Annotated in this window: 12 protein-coding genes and 1 riboswitch; of the genes, 4 read left to right on the top strand and 8 right to left on the bottom strand. The window is 33.2% G+C overall.

Going from position 1 to position 18,116, the window contains the following annotated elements; genetic code table 11:
• Positions 1–20 precede the first annotated feature (20 nt).
• Both B9N71_RS07590 and B9N71_RS07585 read left to right on the top strand, forming a co-directional pair.
• On the top strand, positions 21–1,121 hold the full coding sequence (locus B9N71_RS07590; protein WP_085165254.1) for an AAA family ATPase: 1,101 nt from the start codon (positions 21–23) through the stop codon (positions 1,119–1,121).
• Positions 1,122–1,133: 12 nt separating this feature from the next.
• Complete coding sequence (locus B9N71_RS07585; protein ID WP_085165252.1) at positions 1,134–4,235, top strand: type I restriction endonuclease subunit R; 3,102 nt, start codon at positions 1,134–1,136, stop codon at positions 4,233–4,235.
• Between the two features lie 85 nt (positions 4,236–4,320).
• Here B9N71_RS07585 and B9N71_RS07580 read toward each other — a convergent pair whose 3' ends face one another.
• Positions 4,321–4,986: a GntR family transcriptional regulator gene (locus B9N71_RS07580; RefSeq protein ID WP_085165250.1), complete on the bottom strand. Its 666-nt coding sequence runs from the start codon at positions 4,984–4,986 to the stop codon at positions 4,321–4,323.
• Positions 4,987–5,201: 215 nt separating this feature from the next.
• Between B9N71_RS07580 and B9N71_RS07575 the strand changes: the two genes are divergently transcribed.
• Positions 5,202–7,073, top strand: coding sequence for a beta-glucoside-specific PTS transporter subunit IIABC (locus tag B9N71_RS07575; RefSeq protein ID WP_085165248.1), 1,872 nt, complete (start codon positions 5,202–5,204; stop codon positions 7,071–7,073).
• Between the two features lie 13 nt (positions 7,074–7,086).
• Positions 7,087–8,523 carry a 6-phospho-beta-glucosidase gene (locus tag B9N71_RS07570; RefSeq protein ID WP_065589934.1) on the top strand — a complete coding sequence of 479 codons (1,437 nt, stop codon included), beginning with the start codon at positions 7,087–7,089 and terminating at the stop codon, positions 8,521–8,523.
• 78 nt (positions 8,524–8,601) lie between these two features.
• Here the strand turns inward: B9N71_RS07570 and dinB are convergent, their stop codons facing one another.
• From dinB to B9N71_RS07535, 7 genes are all read right to left on the bottom strand, one after another.
• On the bottom strand, positions 8,602–9,657 hold the full coding sequence (dinB, locus tag B9N71_RS07565; RefSeq protein ID WP_065611232.1) for a DNA polymerase IV: 1,056 nt from the start codon (positions 9,655–9,657) through the stop codon (positions 8,602–8,604).
• A gap of 82 nt (positions 9,658–9,739) precedes the next feature.
• Positions 9,740–11,446, bottom strand: coding sequence for a phosphoethanolamine transferase CptA (gene cptA, locus B9N71_RS07560; RefSeq protein ID WP_085165247.1), 1,707 nt, complete (start codon positions 11,444–11,446; stop codon positions 9,740–9,742).
• A gap of 117 nt (positions 11,447–11,563) precedes the next feature.
• Positions 11,564–12,274: a thiamine ABC transporter ATP-binding protein ThiQ gene (thiQ, locus tag B9N71_RS07555; RefSeq protein WP_065589937.1), complete on the bottom strand. Its 711-nt coding sequence runs from the start codon at positions 12,272–12,274 to the stop codon at positions 11,564–11,566.
• On the bottom strand, positions 12,252–13,829 hold the full coding sequence (gene thiP, locus B9N71_RS07550) for a thiamine/thiamine pyrophosphate ABC transporter permease (protein WP_085165245.1): 1,578 nt from the start codon (positions 13,827–13,829) through the stop codon (positions 12,252–12,254). The genes thiQ and thiP overlap by 23 nt, the downstream gene beginning before the upstream one ends.
• Positions 13,830–13,843: 14 nt before the next feature.
• A complete protein-coding gene (gene thiB / locus B9N71_RS07545; RefSeq protein WP_085165243.1) occupies positions 13,844–14,839 on the bottom strand; it encodes a thiamine ABC transporter substrate binding subunit in 996 nt (331 codons plus the stop codon).
• A gap of 40 nt (positions 14,840–14,879) precedes the next feature.
• Positions 14,880–14,988: riboswitch (TPP riboswitch) on the bottom strand.
• A 224-nt stretch (positions 14,989–15,212) separates the two neighbouring features.
• Positions 15,213–16,148: a hypothetical protein gene (locus B9N71_RS07540; protein ID WP_143422084.1), complete on the bottom strand. Its 936-nt coding sequence runs from the start codon at positions 16,146–16,148 to the stop codon at positions 15,213–15,215.
• A gap of 496 nt (positions 16,149–16,644) precedes the next feature.
• Positions 16,645–18,033: a hypothetical protein gene (locus tag B9N71_RS07535; RefSeq protein WP_085165241.1), complete on the bottom strand. Its 1,389-nt coding sequence runs from the start codon at positions 18,031–18,033 to the stop codon at positions 16,645–16,647.
• Positions 18,034–18,116 lie beyond the last annotated feature (83 nt).

Genomic DNA, 18,116 nt, shown 5'->3' with positions numbered 1-18,116 from the left:
TAAGATAGAGTTATAAAAAGATGAATACCACATTAAGGAATATTGCTGAAAAGCTGGATAAAAATGATAAAAAAACCCAATTAATCTATGCCTTTAACGGTACGGGTAAAACACGTTTATCTCAAACATTTAAGAATTTAATTATATCGCAGCATAAAGACGATAAAGAAAATAATGCAGCCTTAACAAGGCACAAAATCCTTTACTATAACGCTTTTACTGAAGATTTATTTGCTTGGGATAATGATAAACACCAAGAGGGTGAACATCAATTAATCATTCAACCTAACTCATTTACTGACTGGATTTTAAAAGACCAAGGACAAGACCAAAATATTGTTCGTTACTTTCAATCCTATACTCATCAAAGATTACTGCCGCATTTCAATAAGGATTTTTCTGCTATTACTTTTTCGCTAGCAGGCGATAATGATCAGCGTATTGATAATATTAAAATCTCTAAAGGAGAAGAAAACAATTTAATTTGGAGTCTTTTTTTCACGCTGATTAACTTAGTTATTGCAGAGCGCAATATTACTGACAAAAGCGAACGCTCGACTAATGAATTTGACCATTTACGCTATATTTTTATTGATGATCCCGTCAGTTCATTGGACGAAAATCACCTTATCCAATTGGCGGTAGATATTGCCCAATTAATCAAATCCTGTGAATCTGATATTAAATTTATTATTACGACCCATAACCCGCTGTTTTATAATGTGCTTTATAATGAATTAGGTTTAAAAAATGGTTATATTTTAAGACGATTTGAGGACGGTAAATTTGCATTAGAAGATAAAAAAGGCGATTCAAATCACTGTTTTTCTTATCATCTTTATTTAAAAGATATTTTACAACAAGCCATTCGCGAACAAAAAATTGAAAAATATCATTTTACCCTATTACGTAACTTATATGAAAAAACCGCTGGTTTTTTAGGCTATCCGCAATGGTCAGAATTATTGCCTGACGATAAACAAGTTTATTTAACACGAATTATCAATTTTACAAGTCATTCAAAATTATCCAATGAAATGCCCCCTGAACCTTCCGAGCCTGAAAAGCAGATTGTTGCCTTTTTACTTAATCATTTGCTCGAAAATTATAATTTTAAATAGCTGGAATAGACTATGACGACTTATACAACCCCCATCGCCGAAACCAATAGCTATATTATTTTAGATAACTACAACAAACTTGAAGAATCGGCTGCTGTTTATCAGACTGAAACGGATTTAGAAAATGAATTTATTCATGATTTAGCTCGACAAGGTTATGAATACTTACCGAATTTAAATACACATGAAAAGTTATTAGCCAATATTCGTGAGCAGTTGCAAACACTAAACAAAATGCAATTTACGGATGATGAATGGCAACGTTTTGTATTAGAGTATTTGGATAAACCCAATGAATCAATGATCGATAAAAGTCGCAAAATCCACCACGATCATATTTACGATTTTGTTTTTGATGACGGCCATATTCAAAATATCAAGTTGTTAGATAAAAAAGAGGTTACTAATAATAAATTACAAGTTATCCATCAATTTCAGCAAACAGGTAATTATGCAAATCGTTATGATGTGACGATTTTAGTTAATGGCTTGCCGCTTGTTCAAGTTGAACTAAAAAAACGTGGTATTGCTATTCGTGAAGCCTTTAATCAAGTGCATCGCTATAGTAAAGAGAGCTTTAATCAAGACAATTCACTATTTAAATATTTACAACTGTTTGTTATATCAAATGGTACCGATACGCGCTATTTTGCTAACACGACTAAACGTGACAAAAATAGCTTTGATTTTACAATGAATTGGGCGAATGTTAAAAACGAGCCGATAAAAGATCTAAAAGACTTTACCGCAACCTTTTTTGCTAGCCGAACGCTGTTAAATGTGTTATTGACTTATTCGGTGCTTGATGTGAATGACACATTGTTAATTATGCGCCCTTACCAAATCGCCGCCACCGAGCGCATATTATGGAAAATCATTAGCGCTTATCATGCCAAAAAGTGGAGTAGCTTACAAAGTGGTGGCTTTATTTGGCACACAACAGGTTCTGGCAAAACATTAACCAGTTTCAAAACGGCACGCCTTGCAACCGAATTAGAATTTATTGATAAAGTTTTTTTTGTGGTGGATCGTAAAGATCTGGATTATCAAACCATGAAAGAGTATCAAAAATTTTCAAAAGATAGTGTGAATGGTTCAAATAGTACCGCAGGGCTTAAGCGCAATATTGAGAAAACCGATAATAAAATTATTGTTACTACCATTCAAAAACTTAATAACTTGATCAAAAGCGACGATAACTTAGCGATCTATGATAAACACGTTGTATTTATTTTTGACGAAGCACACCGCTCCCAGTTTGGCGAAGCTCAAAAAAACTTAAAGCGAAAATTTAAAAAATATTACCAATTTGGTTTTACTGGTACGCCGATTATGCATACTAACGCAATCGGAACGCAAACTACAGCGGATGTTTTTGGTCGTGAACTGCACGCTTATGTATTAACCGATGCAATTCGTGACGAAAAGGTACTAAAATTTAAAGTTGACTATAATGATGTGCGTCCTAATTTTAAATCGATAGAGCAAGAACAAAATCTTGAAAAACTCAGCGCTGCTGAAAATAAAAAAGCATTGCTCCACCCAAACCGTATTGAGCAAATCACACAATATATTCTGAATAATTTTAAACAAAAAACCCACCGATTAATGGGCAAAAGTAAAGGGTTCAATGCCATGTTTGCAGTGAGTAGTGTAGATGCGGCTAAACTCTATTATGAATCATTCAAAAAATTACAAGAAGGTGCAAATCAGCCGTTAAAAATAGCCACGATATTTTCTTATTCTGCTAATGAAGAACAAGATGCACAAGGTAATTTTGCCGATGAAAGTTTTGAAATAGATGCCTTAAATCAAAGTGCTAAAGAGTTTTTAGCAATGGCTATTGATGACTATAATCAGGAATTTAAGTCAAACTATGATGTCAGCAGTGAGCAGTTTCAGAACTATTATCGCGATTTGTCTTTAAAAGTAAAAAATAAAGAAATTGATTTATTAATTGTGGTTGGTATGTTTTTAACTGGCTTTGATGCGCCAACGCTTAATACTTTATTTGTTGATAAAAATTTACGGTATCATGGGTTAATTCAAGCCTTTTCACGCACCAATCGTATTTATAATGCCACCAAAACCTTTGGTAATATTGTGGCGTTTCGTGATTTAGAACAAGCGACCATTGATGCAATAAAAACATTTGGTAAAAGTAATACTCATGAAGTAGTGTTAGAAAAAAGCTTTAAGGAATACATGGAAGGGTTTACTGATAAAGATTCAGGTAATTTCCACAATGGCTATCTAGCCATCGTTGCCGAGTTACAAGAAAAGTTCCCACGCCCTGATGAAATTATCAAAGAAAAAGATAAAAAAGAGTTTGTTAAATTATTTGGTGAGTACTTACGTGCTGACAATATATTACAAAATTATGATGAATTTGTTGCATTAAAGGATTTCCAACAATTAGATATGACAGATGCGCAGGCAGTTTTAGCGTTTAAAAATAAGCATTATGTGACTGATGAAGATCTGCAAAAAATGCAAGCAGTTAAACTACCGACTGACCGCACAATTCAAAATTATCGTTCAACTTATAATGATATTCGTGATTGGCTACGCCGAGAAAAAGAAGCCAATCAACAAGATCAGCAAAGATTTGACTGGGATGATGTGGTTTTCGAAATTGATCTATTAAAATCGCAAGAGATCAATCTGGATTATATTCTTGAGTTAATTTATGAACAAAATAAACAAGAAAAAACCAAACAGGACATTGTCGAAGATGCTAAGCGATTAATTCGATCAAGCTTAGAAAATCGAGCTAAAGAAGAGCTAGTTGTAGAGTTTATAAAACAAACTGATCTTGATGCTATTCCAGATAAAGCCTCGATTATTGATGCGTTTTTCTTGTATGCACAGCAAGAGTTACAGGTAGAGCTTAATTCCTTAATTGAAGAGGAAAATTTAAATGAAGCGGTAACAAAACGCTATATTGCCTCATCATTAAAGCGAAAATATGCAACCGAAAACGGCACAGAGTTGAACGAGATTTTACCAAAAATGAGCCCACTGAATCCTCAATATTTAATTAAAAAGAACCGAGTCTTTGAAAAGATCGCCGCATTGGTTGAAAAGTTTAAAGGTGTTGGTGGTGAAATTTAATTGTTAACAGTTAAATTTGCTAATAATTAAAGGAAGTTGAATGATCGATTTCTTATTCATCTTCCTAATAATTCATCATTCAAACTTACTTTGAGTGATTTTGTATACAAAATCTTGCATTTTCGTAATGATAAATGATTTTTGAAAAATCAAAAGGTTCACCTGATGAGGTGTAAAATATTTCTTCAACACAAAGTGCAGGTTCACCAGGTTGCAATCCTAAACATGGCGCCATTTTTTCATCAAGTTTTATTACCTGTAAATATTTATCAGAAAAACCAATATTAAGATTATAATTTTCCTGAATGTAATTAAAAATTGAGTTTTCTACAATTTCTTTATTTAAATAACAAATTAACTTTTTACGGTAATATGACTGTTCTAAGCCATATAATTTATCTTCAACATAGCGCAATCTTTTAACAAAATAGACTTCTTCGTTATCATCACATTGTAGATTTTCTTTAACTTTTGCACTGGGCTTGATGATATCAACATTAAGTACTGTCGAAGAACCATAAACATCTTCTAGATCGACAGTAAAACCATGACTTTGCAAAAAATTGAGATAGCCTCTTTTTTTACGTTCACGAACAAAAATACCACTACCTTGCACTTGATAAATAACGCCCTGCCGCTCAAGACAATTAAGCGCTTTAACAATTGTACTACGACTGACCTGATATTGAGTAATTAACCCGTCAATATTAGCAAGCTGAGTGCCTTTGGACAGTTGTTTTTGATAAATCATCTGTTTGATTTTTTTGCAACTTCTTGATATTTAACCATGTGTTTATGTTATTAATTTAATCAATAATTGAAGTAGTATTTTATACAGCTTATTTTTAGTTTTAAATTAAATAATATAAAAACACGATCTAGATCACAAACAATATAATTGTTAATTAACAATTTTGAAATTGTCTATAAAATAATCTTACTGAATTGCTTTTAAGGAGTTTATGGATGTCATCAAAAATTAGAGATTATAACAAGTTAGCTGTTGATATTTTAAATGAGCTAGGTGGTGAGAAAAATATTGTTACCGTTTCTCGCTGTGCAACACGCCTTCGCCTTGTTACCCAACATACACCAGATCATGCAAAAGAAAACATTTCTAAATTACCAGGCGTGATTACCGTTGTTGAAAAAGGTGGTCAAATCCAAGTGGTTATTGGTACACATGTTGATAAAGTTTATAACGCCTTTACTCAACTGATTAATACTGATAATAAAGTAACCAATAACGATAAAGCGAATATTTTAAATCGTGTTATTGCAACGATGTCAGCTGTTTTTGCGCCGTTTGTTTATGTTTTAGCCGCTTCGGGGATTTTACAAGGGATCTTAATTTTAATTAAATTAGGCTTTCCTAAAGTGGAATCAACTAGCACTTATAAAATTTTTGACTTTATTTCTTGGGCACCTTTTTTCTTTCTTCCAATTTTTATTGCTATTACTGCTTCACAACATTTTCGTTGTAATATTTACATTGCAGTGGCTTGTTGTGCCGCATTACTTTCTCCCACTTGGACTAAATTGGCAGAATTAATCAAAGAAGGGGCAGAAATCGATTTATTTGGTATTGTATTATCAGAAACGCTTTATAACTCAACCGTACTGCCGCCACTTTTTTTGGTGTGGTTACTGTCGTATTTAGAGCGATTTTTGGAACCACGATTACATAGTATTATCAAACCTCTTTTAATGCCTTTAATCTGTTTAGTGATTATGGTGCCATCAACTCTCATTGCTATAGGACCAATAACTGCAAACGCAGCTCACTATATTGCCAATGGTTATAATTGGGTAGTTAATCTTGCGCCTTACATTGCGGGTGGGTTGATTGGTGCTGTATGGCAAGTATTGGTTATTTTTGGTGTACATTGGGGAATAACACCTGTCATCACCGAAAATATCAATCAATATGGGCAAGATTCTTTCCAAGCATTCCAAACTATTGCCGTAATTGGTCAAGTGGGTGCTGCACTAGGTTTTTATATAAAAACTAAAACACAAGAGATGAAAGGTGTTTCATTATCTGCATTTATCACTGGTTTATTTGGTATCACTGAACCCGCTATTTATGGTGTAAATTTACGCTTTAAAAAGCCATTTATTTATGGATGTATCTGCGCATCTTTAGGTGGTATTGTTGCTGGATTCTTTACACCTTATTACTATACTTATGCGGCACTACCAGGCCCACTAACCATTGTCAATGCCATTAAACCCGATAATATGAGTTCGTTTTTTGGTGTAGCAATTGGTTCAGCAATTGCATTAATTGGGCCTGTAATTTTAATCCAAATATTTGGCACAGGTGAAACAAAACAAGATATAGCTAACACTAAAGATGATACACCAAAAATATTACTAGATGAGGTTGAAATTACAAGCCCAATGACAGGTAAAGCATTACCACTAAGCGAAGTGCCCGATCCTGCTTTTTCACAAAAACTCATGGGAGAAGGGATTGCAATTGAACCTACTGATAATCACGTTTATGCACCTTTTGATGGCGAGGTAACTGCAGTATTTGAAAATTCTAAACATGCCATTGGGTTAACATTAGATAATGGCGTCGAATTGCTAATTCACGTGGGGATTGATACAGTTAATTTAACTAACAATGAGTTTGAATATCATGTTGAATTACATCAAAAAGTAAAAAAAGGTGATTTGCTAATCAGCTTCAATCCTGAGGCAATTAAGCAAGCAGGTTATCCATTAATTACTCCAATTATTATTGTTAATACCGATCAGTATCAACAAATTTCATTAACCGATAAAACACAAGTAACAGTTGATGATATCATATTTAACATTAAGCAATAACAAGGAATAAAAAATGACTAAAAAACCATTTTTATGGGGCGGTGCTTTAGCCGCTCACCAATTTGAAGGCGGCTGGAATGAAGGCGGTAAAGGCCCAAGTGTTGTTGATGTTATGACCGCAGGTGCTCATGGCGTTGCAAGACAAATCACTCAAGATATCGAAGCAGGTAAATTTTATCCAAATCATACTGCAATTGATTTTTATCATCATTATAAAGACGATATCAAGCTTTTTGCCGAATTAGGCCTTAAATGTCTACGCACCTCGATCGCGTGGACTCGAATTTTTCCAAAGGGTGATGAACTTGAACCAAATGAAGAAGGTCTTCGCTTTTATGATGATGTTTTTGATGAACTAATAGCTCACGGCATTGAACCAGTTATCACATTATCCCATTTTGAAATGCCTTTACATATTGCTCGTCATTATGGTGGTTTTAGAAACCGTAAGACAGTTGAATTTTTTGAGCGCTTTGCTACTGCATGTTTTGAACGTTATAAAAATAAAGTTAAATACTGGATGACATTTAACGAAATCAATAATCAAATGGATACTAGTAATCCTATCTTCTTTTGGACTAACTCTGGCGTACAAGTTAAACCTGATGAAAATCCGCAAGAAGTTCTGTACCAAGTTGCACATTATGAACTGTTAGCCAGTGCTAAAGCAGTAATAGCAGGTAAAAAAATTAATCCTGATTTTCAAATTGGTTGTATGGTATCGCATGTGCCAATTTATCCATATTCTTGTAATCCTGAAGATATGATGGCTTCAGAAATTGCCATGCATCAACGATTCTTCTTCCCTGATGTTCACGTTCGCGGCTACTATCCAGCTTATGCATTAAAAGAATTTGAGCGTGAAGGATATAAACTTGATATTACCGAAGAAGATTTAGGTTATTTGAAAAAAGGTACGGTTGATTACATTGGCTTTAGCTATTATATGTCTACTGTCGTTAAAGCTGATGCCAAAAATGATAATCGTGACAACATAGTTAACGGTGCACTACCTAATGCGGTTGAAAATCCTTATATAAAAAGCAGCGATTGGGGTTGGCCAATTGATCCTGAAGGTTTACGTTATACACTTAACCGTCTGTATGATCGATATCAATTACCACTATTTATTGTCGAAAATGGTTTTGGTGCAATTGATGAACTCGAAAACGGTAATCAAATACACGATAAACCACGTATTGAATATTTAGGTGCCCATATCAAAGCCATGCAAACCGCTATAGATTATGATGGTGTTGATGTAATGGGTTACACTGCTTGGGGAATTATTGATGTTGTATCATTCACTACTGGCGAAATGAAAAAACGTTATGGCGTAATTTATGTTGACCGTGATAATGAAGGTAACGGTAGTATGAAACGCTATAAAAAAGACTCTTTTGAATGGTACAAAAAAGTCATTAGTACTAATGGTGCAAGTTTGAAATAATCATTATTAGCTAGCTATCATTTGTTATGAGGATGTTTGAAGGCTTTGCCTGCATCCTCATTTTTATGGTTAAAAGGGCTAAAACTGAAAAATCAACTGCTTTTCAACTTGCGGATCGATTAACGTTACATGAAAACCAATTAACCGAACTCCACGCCCATTACGCCGTTCTAACCAAACTTTATGCGCTTGCTCAATTAAATCAGCTTTATCCAATTTAGACCAAACATGTTCTTGTGTAGTTAGCTGAAAATCGTCAAACTTAAATTTTACGCCTTGCCGAGCAATCGATAAATCAGCACGAACTTTGCTTAACCGTTTTTCCATTTCATCAAATAATGGATCGAACTGCAATAAACACTCTTCCCAACTATGAATATCATCAGTTAAAGTACGCTCTACCCCTACCGATTTACGTTGCCTGTCATTACACACTTCACGATCATCAATACCTTGGCATCGCTCATATAGTATTCTTCCAAATTTACCGAATTGGGTAATTAATTTAGTTACATCATAATTAACAATATCATTGCATGTAAATAGCCCCAATTGGGCTAATTTTTTTTCCGTGACCTTACCCACACCTGGGATTTTTTTTAACGGTAACTGCTCTATAAAACTATCAACGTTATCTGGTGTTATTACATATTGACCATTAGGTTTATTCATATCAGAGGCTATTTTGGCAAGAAACTTAAGTGGAGCAACACCTGCCGATGCAGTTAACTCAAGTTCCTTGTAAATTGCCTGACGGATATCTTGAGCAATTAAAGTCGCTGAACCATAACAAAGTTTGCAATCAGTTACATCAAGGTAAGCTTCGTCGAGTGATAAAGCCTCAATAGATTCAGTATATCGTTTAAATATTTGGTGGATCTGTTTGGAGACTTCTTTATAAACTGCATGCCTACCCGCTATAATTTTAAGGTTAGGACAAAGTTTTATAGCTTGAGCCATTGACATAGCACTGTGTATACCATACTGACGAGCTAAATAATTGGCAGTCGCAACCACGCCACGTTTACGAGGATCGCCCCCTACCGCAATAGGCATATTGCGATAACGGGGATTGTCTCTCATTTCAACGGCGGCATAAAAACAATCCATATCGACATGAATAATTTTTCGCATAGAGGGTTTCACAATACTCAAATATAACTGTATAAATATACAATATTATACCTTAAATATTTGTGTAAACAACCTAAGTGAATTACTTAGTTAATTTATCAAAATCAATTAAACCATTTTTGTCATAAGGATCGCCAATCCAACGAATCGATTCATGAAAATTAGGATTAACAATACTTTTTTCAGGAACATATAAGTTATAACTTAACCCAGCTAAATTAGACCAAGTATGAATCAAATCTTGTGTACTAAATTTTCGATCTACATAAGCTTGATAGTTATTAGGATGCGTTGCCACCCATGTTGGCGATTGCCAAAGCATAAATGGCACAGTATACATAGTTTTAGTTGGTGCCTTCTCGTTTCGCCCTAACACATTATGCGGTGGCGTTTGATAAACATCTTCACCATGATCTGAAAAATATAACATAAAACCATTTTCTTTACTGTTTTTGAAGATATTAAACAGTGTTGTTGTGACATAATCGTTATAACTTATTGCATTATCATAACTATTATATACATCTACTTTATCGTCATCGAGAGGATATGGAATACTTTCCTTATCTTTAAAACGGTCATACTTACCGTCTTTTGGGTAACGGAACTCGTATTTCATATGTGTTCCGAGCAGATGGATAACAACAAATTTCTTTTCAGCGTTGTCAGCTAGCACTTTTTTGAAAGGATCAAATACCGATTCATCATATTGTCTTGAACTTTGATTACGATCGTTATTCATATAAAACTGTTCATCGGCTTGTTTAGAAAACATAGTCAACATGGTATTACGCTTGGTCATGGTCTGCTGGTTAGTGATCCAAAATGTTTTATACCCTGCTTGCTTCATAAGATTTATTAATGAAGGAGTTTTAAGGTATAAATCGGGATGCTTCTCATCAGCAAAAGTTAACGCTTGTTGCAAAATTTCGATAGTATAAGGTCTTGATGAAACCACATCGTTAAATACAACAAAATCAGCATTATCTTTTTTAAACTGCTCAATTTGAGGTGTGGTATTTCGACCATAACCATAAATACTCATCCTATTACGTGTTGTTGATTCACCAATGACTAACACCAACGTCCTAGGCGTATTACCGTTAGCATCTTTTAAATTTTCAACAGGAGGTAAAGTGTCTAAATGATTTAAAATATCTTCCATATTTTTAAGTTGAGATCGATAAGCTAAATAGCTATTAATAAGTTGCCATGGCACAGTTGTTTCCATACGCGTTAGTAAATGAGTTCCGGCTTTTTCAATAGATGATTTTTTTATTATCACACTAATAAACACAGGCATTATGGCATAAATAGCTATTAATAGTGATACAATCCATTTAGTAGAAGTTTTAATATAAACAGGTCTGACTTTACTCCAAAGATAAACACCCATTAAACTATAAATAATCAATACTATAACTAATTTAATACTAAAATACTGCTGAACAAATTCGCTCGATTCACTATAATTTGATTCTGCCATAACAAAAAATACACTTTGCGAAAATTCTTGTCGATAAATCACAAAATAACCGACAGAAACCAAAGACAAACAGCCGACAATAAGCCCAAATATAGTCGCAATCTTTCTTGTATAATCAGGAAAAATCAAAACAGGAATAAGCCAAATCAAACTATAGATAATTGAATCGCGAAGTCCAATTGCATTGGAATGCCCCGAAAGAAAAATATATAACTGTAATGCACTAGAAAAATAAGTAAAAAATAAAATATTAAAGATAAGTGCTGACCAGCTAAATTTGTTGGTTGCTTTTATGTTTAGCATAGATATTTAATTTGCTTTGTTATTGATCATAAAATGCAATATATGCTTGGTAGATTAATAAAACCTTAAGCTTTAAATATCTAAATTTAAATATATAAATTATTAAATGCTAAACTATTAATTTTTTGAGATATTTAAACCCAATATCTTTGCAATGTGATTATTTTCAGGTTGGTTTAATTGGTTTGGTAAACCATAAAAAACGATCTGTCCATTATCCACCACCAAACAACGAGAAAAATAACTAAGCGAATCATTAAGATTGTGTGAGACCATCATTAATGTCAAATCGAGCTCATCGCAAATTTGATCAACTAATGCTAACATCTCAAAGCGTAATGCTTGATCGAGAGCTGAAAATGGCTCATCTAACAATAAAATAGGTCGACGTTGAATTAAACAACGAGCTAACGCAACACGTTGACTCTGACCACCTGAAAGTTGTTCGGGATAACGATTATTAAAACCAGTTAAACCAACTTTAGCTAACATATCATCTATTGTTTGGCGTTCCGATGTATTTAGTTTTAAACAAGGCTTTATGCCTAAGCCAATATTTTGTTCAACATTTAAATGATCAAATAAATTATTATGTTGAAATAAAATCGAAACAGGCCGCTTTCCTGGTTGAGTGTGAGTCATATTTTGATGATTAAGTAAAATTTGCCCAGAATTTGGTGAAATAAATCCAGCAATCAAGCTTAACAATGAGCTTTTACCTGCACCACTTGGCCCAACAATAACCACCTTTTCTTTTGCAGTAATTTTGATATCAAAATGCATTTTAAAATTATCATATTGACAATTAATTTGATTCAGTTCGATCATAATCTATCACAACCAGTAAACTAAAAGATAATATTAGCAATAATGCAGCCGTTACGGCACTTTCATGATAATGATAATACGATATTTGCTCATATAAATAATAAGGTAACGTTGTGACTGACTGGCCACCAAATAACGCAATAATACCAAAATCACCCAATGATAATATTGCTGAAAAGGCAAAACTTTGGATAATTAACTTTTTTAGTGCTTTATATTCAATTAAATAAAAATGCCAAAAACCAGTAATATTAAGTGACTGGCTTAAGTGCCAATAGCGAGATGTAACATCATACATTGGTGCAGCAAGGTTTTTTAATATAAATGGCAGTGCCATTAAACTGTTACAAAGCATCGTCAAAACACAAACAAAGACCGAACTATAAGCGTACGAAAATAACAGTAAAAACAGACCTGACGCCAGCACCATGCTTGGAATAATTAATATCAGCGATCCAATTAACATTAATCGATTACTCCAATTTATTTGCCGATAAATCAATAATCGGCTGTTTGTATAGAGTAATAATAAAGCTAGTAGCATAGCAATACTGGCTGACCCAAAAGCAATTAGTAAAGAAAACATAACTGCACGTTGAAAGGCCACTGAAAAAAATGACCACTGAAAAAAATAAATACCTTTTATTAATATAGTTATGATGGGTAGCAAAATAAATAATGCACCAATAACAATAATAACAAAACTCGACAAAATTAAGCTAAACGAAACAGGTAAACGATAACTTTGCTTAACATATTTAGTGTTAAATTTATAGCTATAATTAAACTTTTGCATCAACCCCATAAAAAAAGCACAACAAACCAACTGCAAACATGCTAAAAGCACGGCTTGTATCAAATCAAATTCACGGATGGATTGATAAATGGCAACTTCAAGTGTGGTATATTTAGGTCCACCACCTAGAGCCAATACAATAGCAAAACTAGAAAAACAAAGCATAAAGATTAGCGATGCCATAGGTAGCAACTGTCGACGCAATAGTGGCCATTCCACCAATTTAAAATAAGTAAAACTCGAAAAATTCAATTGAGCAGCTAATTGTTTGTGTTCGACTGGTACACTATTTAAGGTTTGATAAAACAAGCAACAAGCATAAGGGAAATTAAGAAATATATGTGCCAATAAAATACCTTTTAAACCATAAATGGATATCACAAAAGGCAAACCTAAATAATGACAAAACGACGCTAATAAACCATGTTGCCCATAAACAGATAATAACCCCGTTACCACAACCAACGTAGGAAATATAAAGGTGATAGGCATAATGCGTAGCAATAGATTTTTACCCCAAAAATTGACTATCGATAGGGCTTTAGCCATCAATATTGCCAATAACACAGATAGCAATGTTGATAACGTTGCTTGAAATATTGTTATCCAAATAACATGTAATAAATAACTATCAAAATAGACAGTTAAATTATTAGACTCAAAAGCAACTAAACAAAGCGCAAATAGTGCTGAACCTAATACAACTAAAATCAAGCTTGCAGCACTAATGCCGGGGATTAACGTTCTTAATTTCAACATTATACTGAATAAAACTATTTACTAATGGTGGATTTCCATTCACGCACCCAGCTCTTTTGATTATTTTTAACTTGCTTAGCATCAAACTCGAGTGCTTTATTGACTGGTTTAATTTGCTGAAAAGCTTCAGGCAACGTTATATTAATAATCGGATACATGAAATTTTTTTCAGCAAATTGACGTTGTACATCAGGCGTTAATAAATATTGTAAAAAAGCACGTGCCAATTCGGGATGCTGACTATACTTAGTAATACCCGCAACTTCGACTTGGCGATAATGCCCTTCGTCAAAAATAGCAGCAGCATAACGATGATCATTATCATTCATAATATGTGCAACTGGCGAAGTGCTATAACTAAGCACAAAATCAGCTTCGCCTTTTAAAAATAGGCCATAAGCTTCACCCCAGCCTTTGGTCACTGTCACAGTATTTTTTGCTATTTTCTGCCATGCAGATGCGGCATCATCACCATATATATTTTTCACCCAAAATAATAAACCTAACCCAGGAGTGCTGGTTCGTGGGTCTTGATAGATAATTTTCCAGTTGACTTTATTATCTACTAACTCATGCATGCTGTGTGGTGGATTACTGATTTTTTGTTGATCATAAATAAAAGCGAAATAACCAAAATCATAGGGCATAAAATCACTATCCCACCAGTTGGTATTTAAATTATCTGGTTTATTGATTTGATGAGGTATAACTATTTTGGCTTGTTTTGCCTGTTCTAAAAGATTGTTATCTAATCCTAAAATTACATCGGCATTAGTTCTATCACCTTCAAGTCGCATTCGATTTAAAACCGCTACTCCATCGCCTAATGTAACAATCTCAAGTTCACAGTTACACTGTGCTTCAAACCCTTTCTCAATTGCTTTTCCTGGTCCCCATTCTGAAATAAAGGAATTATAACTATAAACAGTTAAGGTTGGTTTTACGTTGGCAGCATTTGCCATAAAAGGTACCGAAAATACCAAAGATAATAACAATTTTTTACAAAACATTTTGCCTCCAAAATAGCAAATAAAAGACAAAAGGCTTGAGCAAGTGCAATAACTCAAATCCCTCCGCTGGCATGATCCAGTTCAGGTTCGGCGGGTTATGTTATCCTATCTAACATTCTCAGCCCTTTAGGGCACCCCGTTGAGAACATCAATTAGTTTAGAGGTTAGTATGAAGATTGTAAACATCAAAAGTGATAAAAATTTAATGTAGGAACAACTCACTTTATTTATGAAGCTTTAAAAAATGGCTATAAAGAATATACATGAAAACAAAACTAACGCCTTATCACTGACGAAAGATATGGCGCTTATATTATAAAGAAGATGTAACTATTACCGATTCGGTTAAACATTTACCTTTACTTAAATTAGTTTATTGAGTAATAAAAAAATTAAGTTGATTAGTTTCATCGAATGCCCCCTCAAGTTCTCTTGTAGCGAACTGATAGCTTTGATTTGAATCTCCTGCTTTCGTACATTCTGTTATGATGGCATGTTTCGTGTGAAAAGTTTCAGACGATGTTAACTGTTTGTATAACAAGGCCAAATCTTTACCTGTCAGAGTAAAAAGCTTATTCCAATCATTTAACTGCGTTTCAACAAATTCGCGACCTTTCTTACAAGTAATAGCATCTAGCTGAATATTTGGTATAGTATATTTTTTAAGCTCAGAAAATTTAGGATGTTCATTTATAAAATCAACTTTTTCATTAAGCCCTTCTGCTTTTAAAGCTTCAATAAAGCCATCTTCTCGGAATAATTTGATTTTTCGAGATTGAAATTGCCCTTTCCCTCGTAAAGTTACTTCATCTGGATAAGGTTCATCTACTGAATAATCCCAAAAATCTTTTTGACGCTCAATAAAAACATCATTAATAACTTTAACTGGTAGTTCAAGCTCTTGCTGTTCACCTTTAATAATTACTGGAACTGAATTTAAATATTTAGCTATCAACTTATCGTAAGTTTCATCACTCACATTTGAAGTTGTATAGAAAGTTGTTAATAAATAATAATTACTTTGAGTAGGATTAATTAATCCTGAACTATTAGTTGTTGAAGGTTTAGCTATAAAATTTAATGATTGATTACCGTAAGACAGTGTATGCTTACCGTATTCAAATGTATAATTCACACTTGATTTTGCTGGAATGGTTAATTCATTTCCATCAATAATCACTTTTATTTCATTTGGTGTTGGATTATCAATCATACGATCAACAGAGCTAGACGAAGTGGTATCTGAACCAAAACAACCGACCAATGTTATGCTGCAAACTAGCAACAAAGAATATTTTATTTTTTTCATCGTATTAATTTTTTTGTAAAGTTTTTAAAAGAAACCATATTTTATCATGAATTTGATAAAACAACTATTTTAGTTATCACTTCAATAATTGAATTGAAAAAGTATGGAGTTGATGTTCTGATAAACCAAACGTCGTTTTATTTTAGATGAAATTTAGTACTGATATAGCAACTTTTTAATTGTAGGAATTTCTAGTGTTGTTTACAGTAATTAATACTATAAACATTGCGAGAAATCATGCATCAACAAGGATTCAAGTTTCATTTAGCCGAAAACAGTGTTTACTAACCAACGCTGCCCCAAACAAACACATTTTTAATTTTTGACTAGATATGCTCTAATCTAGCCCGTACTTCTTTATACTGGACGAATTAAATCAACTCCGCAAATAAATAAAAACATTCAATTTACTCATTGGACACTCATTTATAAAAATGAGCACCAATGAGTAAGTAGTCTTTATTTAGTTAAATTTTAGTTATGACATTTATAGTAATTATAGATATGATAAATCCCGAACCATATCTTCAATATATACTTTTAATTCTGTTAATTGCTGTTCTTTTGCCGCTCGAAGCAAGCTATCTTTGGTTTGCAATGTTCCTTTACTGTAATTATGTAAATTTGATGGCACATTGCCAGAGTAGATATAATCATGTTTTGCTGACGTTTGTACAATGTTAAATGATTTACTGTAACTATAGATTCCATGAGCCTCAATTTCAGTGGTTAAGGTTAATTTATTGCTGTGAGTCACAGTTTGTAAATTAAACTGCTGATCTTTATAGGTTTTAACTTGCTTTTTATTACCGTTTTCGTCAGCGAATTCAATAAATTTATCAAATATTTTTTCGGTTTTGGTTTCATTGTTAACTGATTTACCAAGATCAGAAAATTCAACATTTGTCGTTACACGGATCGTGACATCTGCTTGTCCTGGTTGGTAGATAACAAATTCTATAAAGTCTTTACTTAATAGATCTGTTACATAAGATTTTAATTCTGAAGAATTATAATAAACTTTTATTTTCCCTTCTCTTTTATATTTATCTGCTTGGAAATCTGCATCGCGAAACGCTCCGTATTGGCGATAAGCCGAAGCAGCTGAAGCGTAATATTGGGCAACTTCTCGAAATTGATAACGACGTGTTGCTGTTCTGGCTAATTGTTGTGCTTGTTCATAAGCATTTTCTGCTTGTTGAGTACAGTGTTTTCTATCATTCTCAATAGAAAGTTTGTCACTATCTTTGTACTTGCCAAGAGGCTGATATACTTCCGAGGCATTATTAAATGCATCCGCAGCAGCTTTATAATTACCTTGCTGTGCTAACATTTTTCCTTGGTCATAATAATCTTTAGCAGCAAGTTGCATATATTTTTTATTTGCATTGTTATACAAACTTTCAATGTTTTTATAGTTGTATTGCTCAAATCCTTTTTTGTATAAATCGGCTTTTATTCTATAACTTTTACTATCGGTTCCTGTGATTGAATTACCATAGTCATAGTACTCTTTTGCGATACTCTCTTGTAATTTAGTAAAATCATATTTATTATCAAAAAAACTGATTTCTTGGCTATAAAAGCGATCACTTAATCGCAGTTTCATTGCTAATAAATTTTGGTAGCATTCTATTCGTTTGGCATAATCCTGATTATTGGCATTTGATAAAGTTGTTTCATAATGTTGCATAACGTTATTGACGATATTTTGTAGTCGTTGTACGTCTTTTTGACCTAATTTTGCAGTACCCTTATCCTCAATACTATCCGCCAATAAGTTGATGCTTTCTAAATATTTTCCTTCTTTATAAGCTTCTTCTGCTGTACGTGTATGACAAGCGGCTAATAAGAACATAAAAAAAACAGCTATAATTATACGCATAATTTTCCTTTCAATTCATTTTAGTTTATTTTTTTGCTTGTTCATCTTGTTATTAAGATGAAAACTGTTTAAATATAGCTTGA

Source organism: Gilliamella bombi (assembly GCF_900103255.1).
GTDB lineage: Bacteria > Pseudomonadota > Gammaproteobacteria > Enterobacterales > Orbaceae > Gilliamella > Gilliamella bombi.
Note: the sequence above shows the minus strand (reverse complement) of the source record. Positions and strands in the feature narration are given on the sequence as shown.

Coding starts and splice junctions, on each gene's coding strand:
- B9N71_RS07590 (WP_085165254.1), top strand. CDS start 21: ATGAATACCACATTAAGGAATATTGCTGAAAAGCTGGATAAAAATGAT.
- B9N71_RS07585 (WP_085165252.1), top strand. CDS start 1,134: ATGACGACTTATACAACCCCCATCGCCGAAACCAATAGCTATATTATT.
- B9N71_RS07580 (WP_085165250.1), bottom strand. CDS start 4,986: ATGATTTATCAAAAACAACTGTCCAAAGGCACTCAGCTTGCTAATATT.
- B9N71_RS07575 (WP_085165248.1), top strand. CDS start 5,202: ATGTCATCAAAAATTAGAGATTATAACAAGTTAGCTGTTGATATTTTA.
- B9N71_RS07570 (WP_065589934.1), top strand. CDS start 7,087: ATGACTAAAAAACCATTTTTATGGGGCGGTGCTTTAGCCGCTCACCAA.
- dinB (WP_065611232.1), bottom strand. CDS start 9,657: ATGCGAAAAATTATTCATGTCGATATGGATTGTTTTTATGCCGCCGTT.
- cptA (WP_085165247.1), bottom strand. CDS start 11,446: ATGCTAAACATAAAAGCAACCAACAAATTTAGCTGGTCAGCACTTATC.
- thiQ (WP_065589937.1), bottom strand. CDS start 12,274: ATGATCGAACTGAATCAAATTAATTGTCAATATGATAATTTTAAAATG.
- thiP (WP_085165245.1), bottom strand. CDS start 13,829: ATGTTGAAATTAAGAACGTTAATCCCCGGCATTAGTGCTGCAAGCTTG.
- thiB (WP_085165243.1), bottom strand. CDS start 14,839: ATGTTTTGTAAAAAATTGTTATTATCTTTGGTATTTTCGGTACCTTTT.
- B9N71_RS07540 (WP_143422084.1), bottom strand. CDS start 16,148: ATGAAAAAAATAAAATATTCTTTGTTGCTAGTTTGCAGCATAACATTG.
- B9N71_RS07535 (WP_085165241.1), bottom strand. CDS start 18,033: ATGCGTATAATTATAGCTGTTTTTTTTATGTTCTTATTAGCCGCTTGT.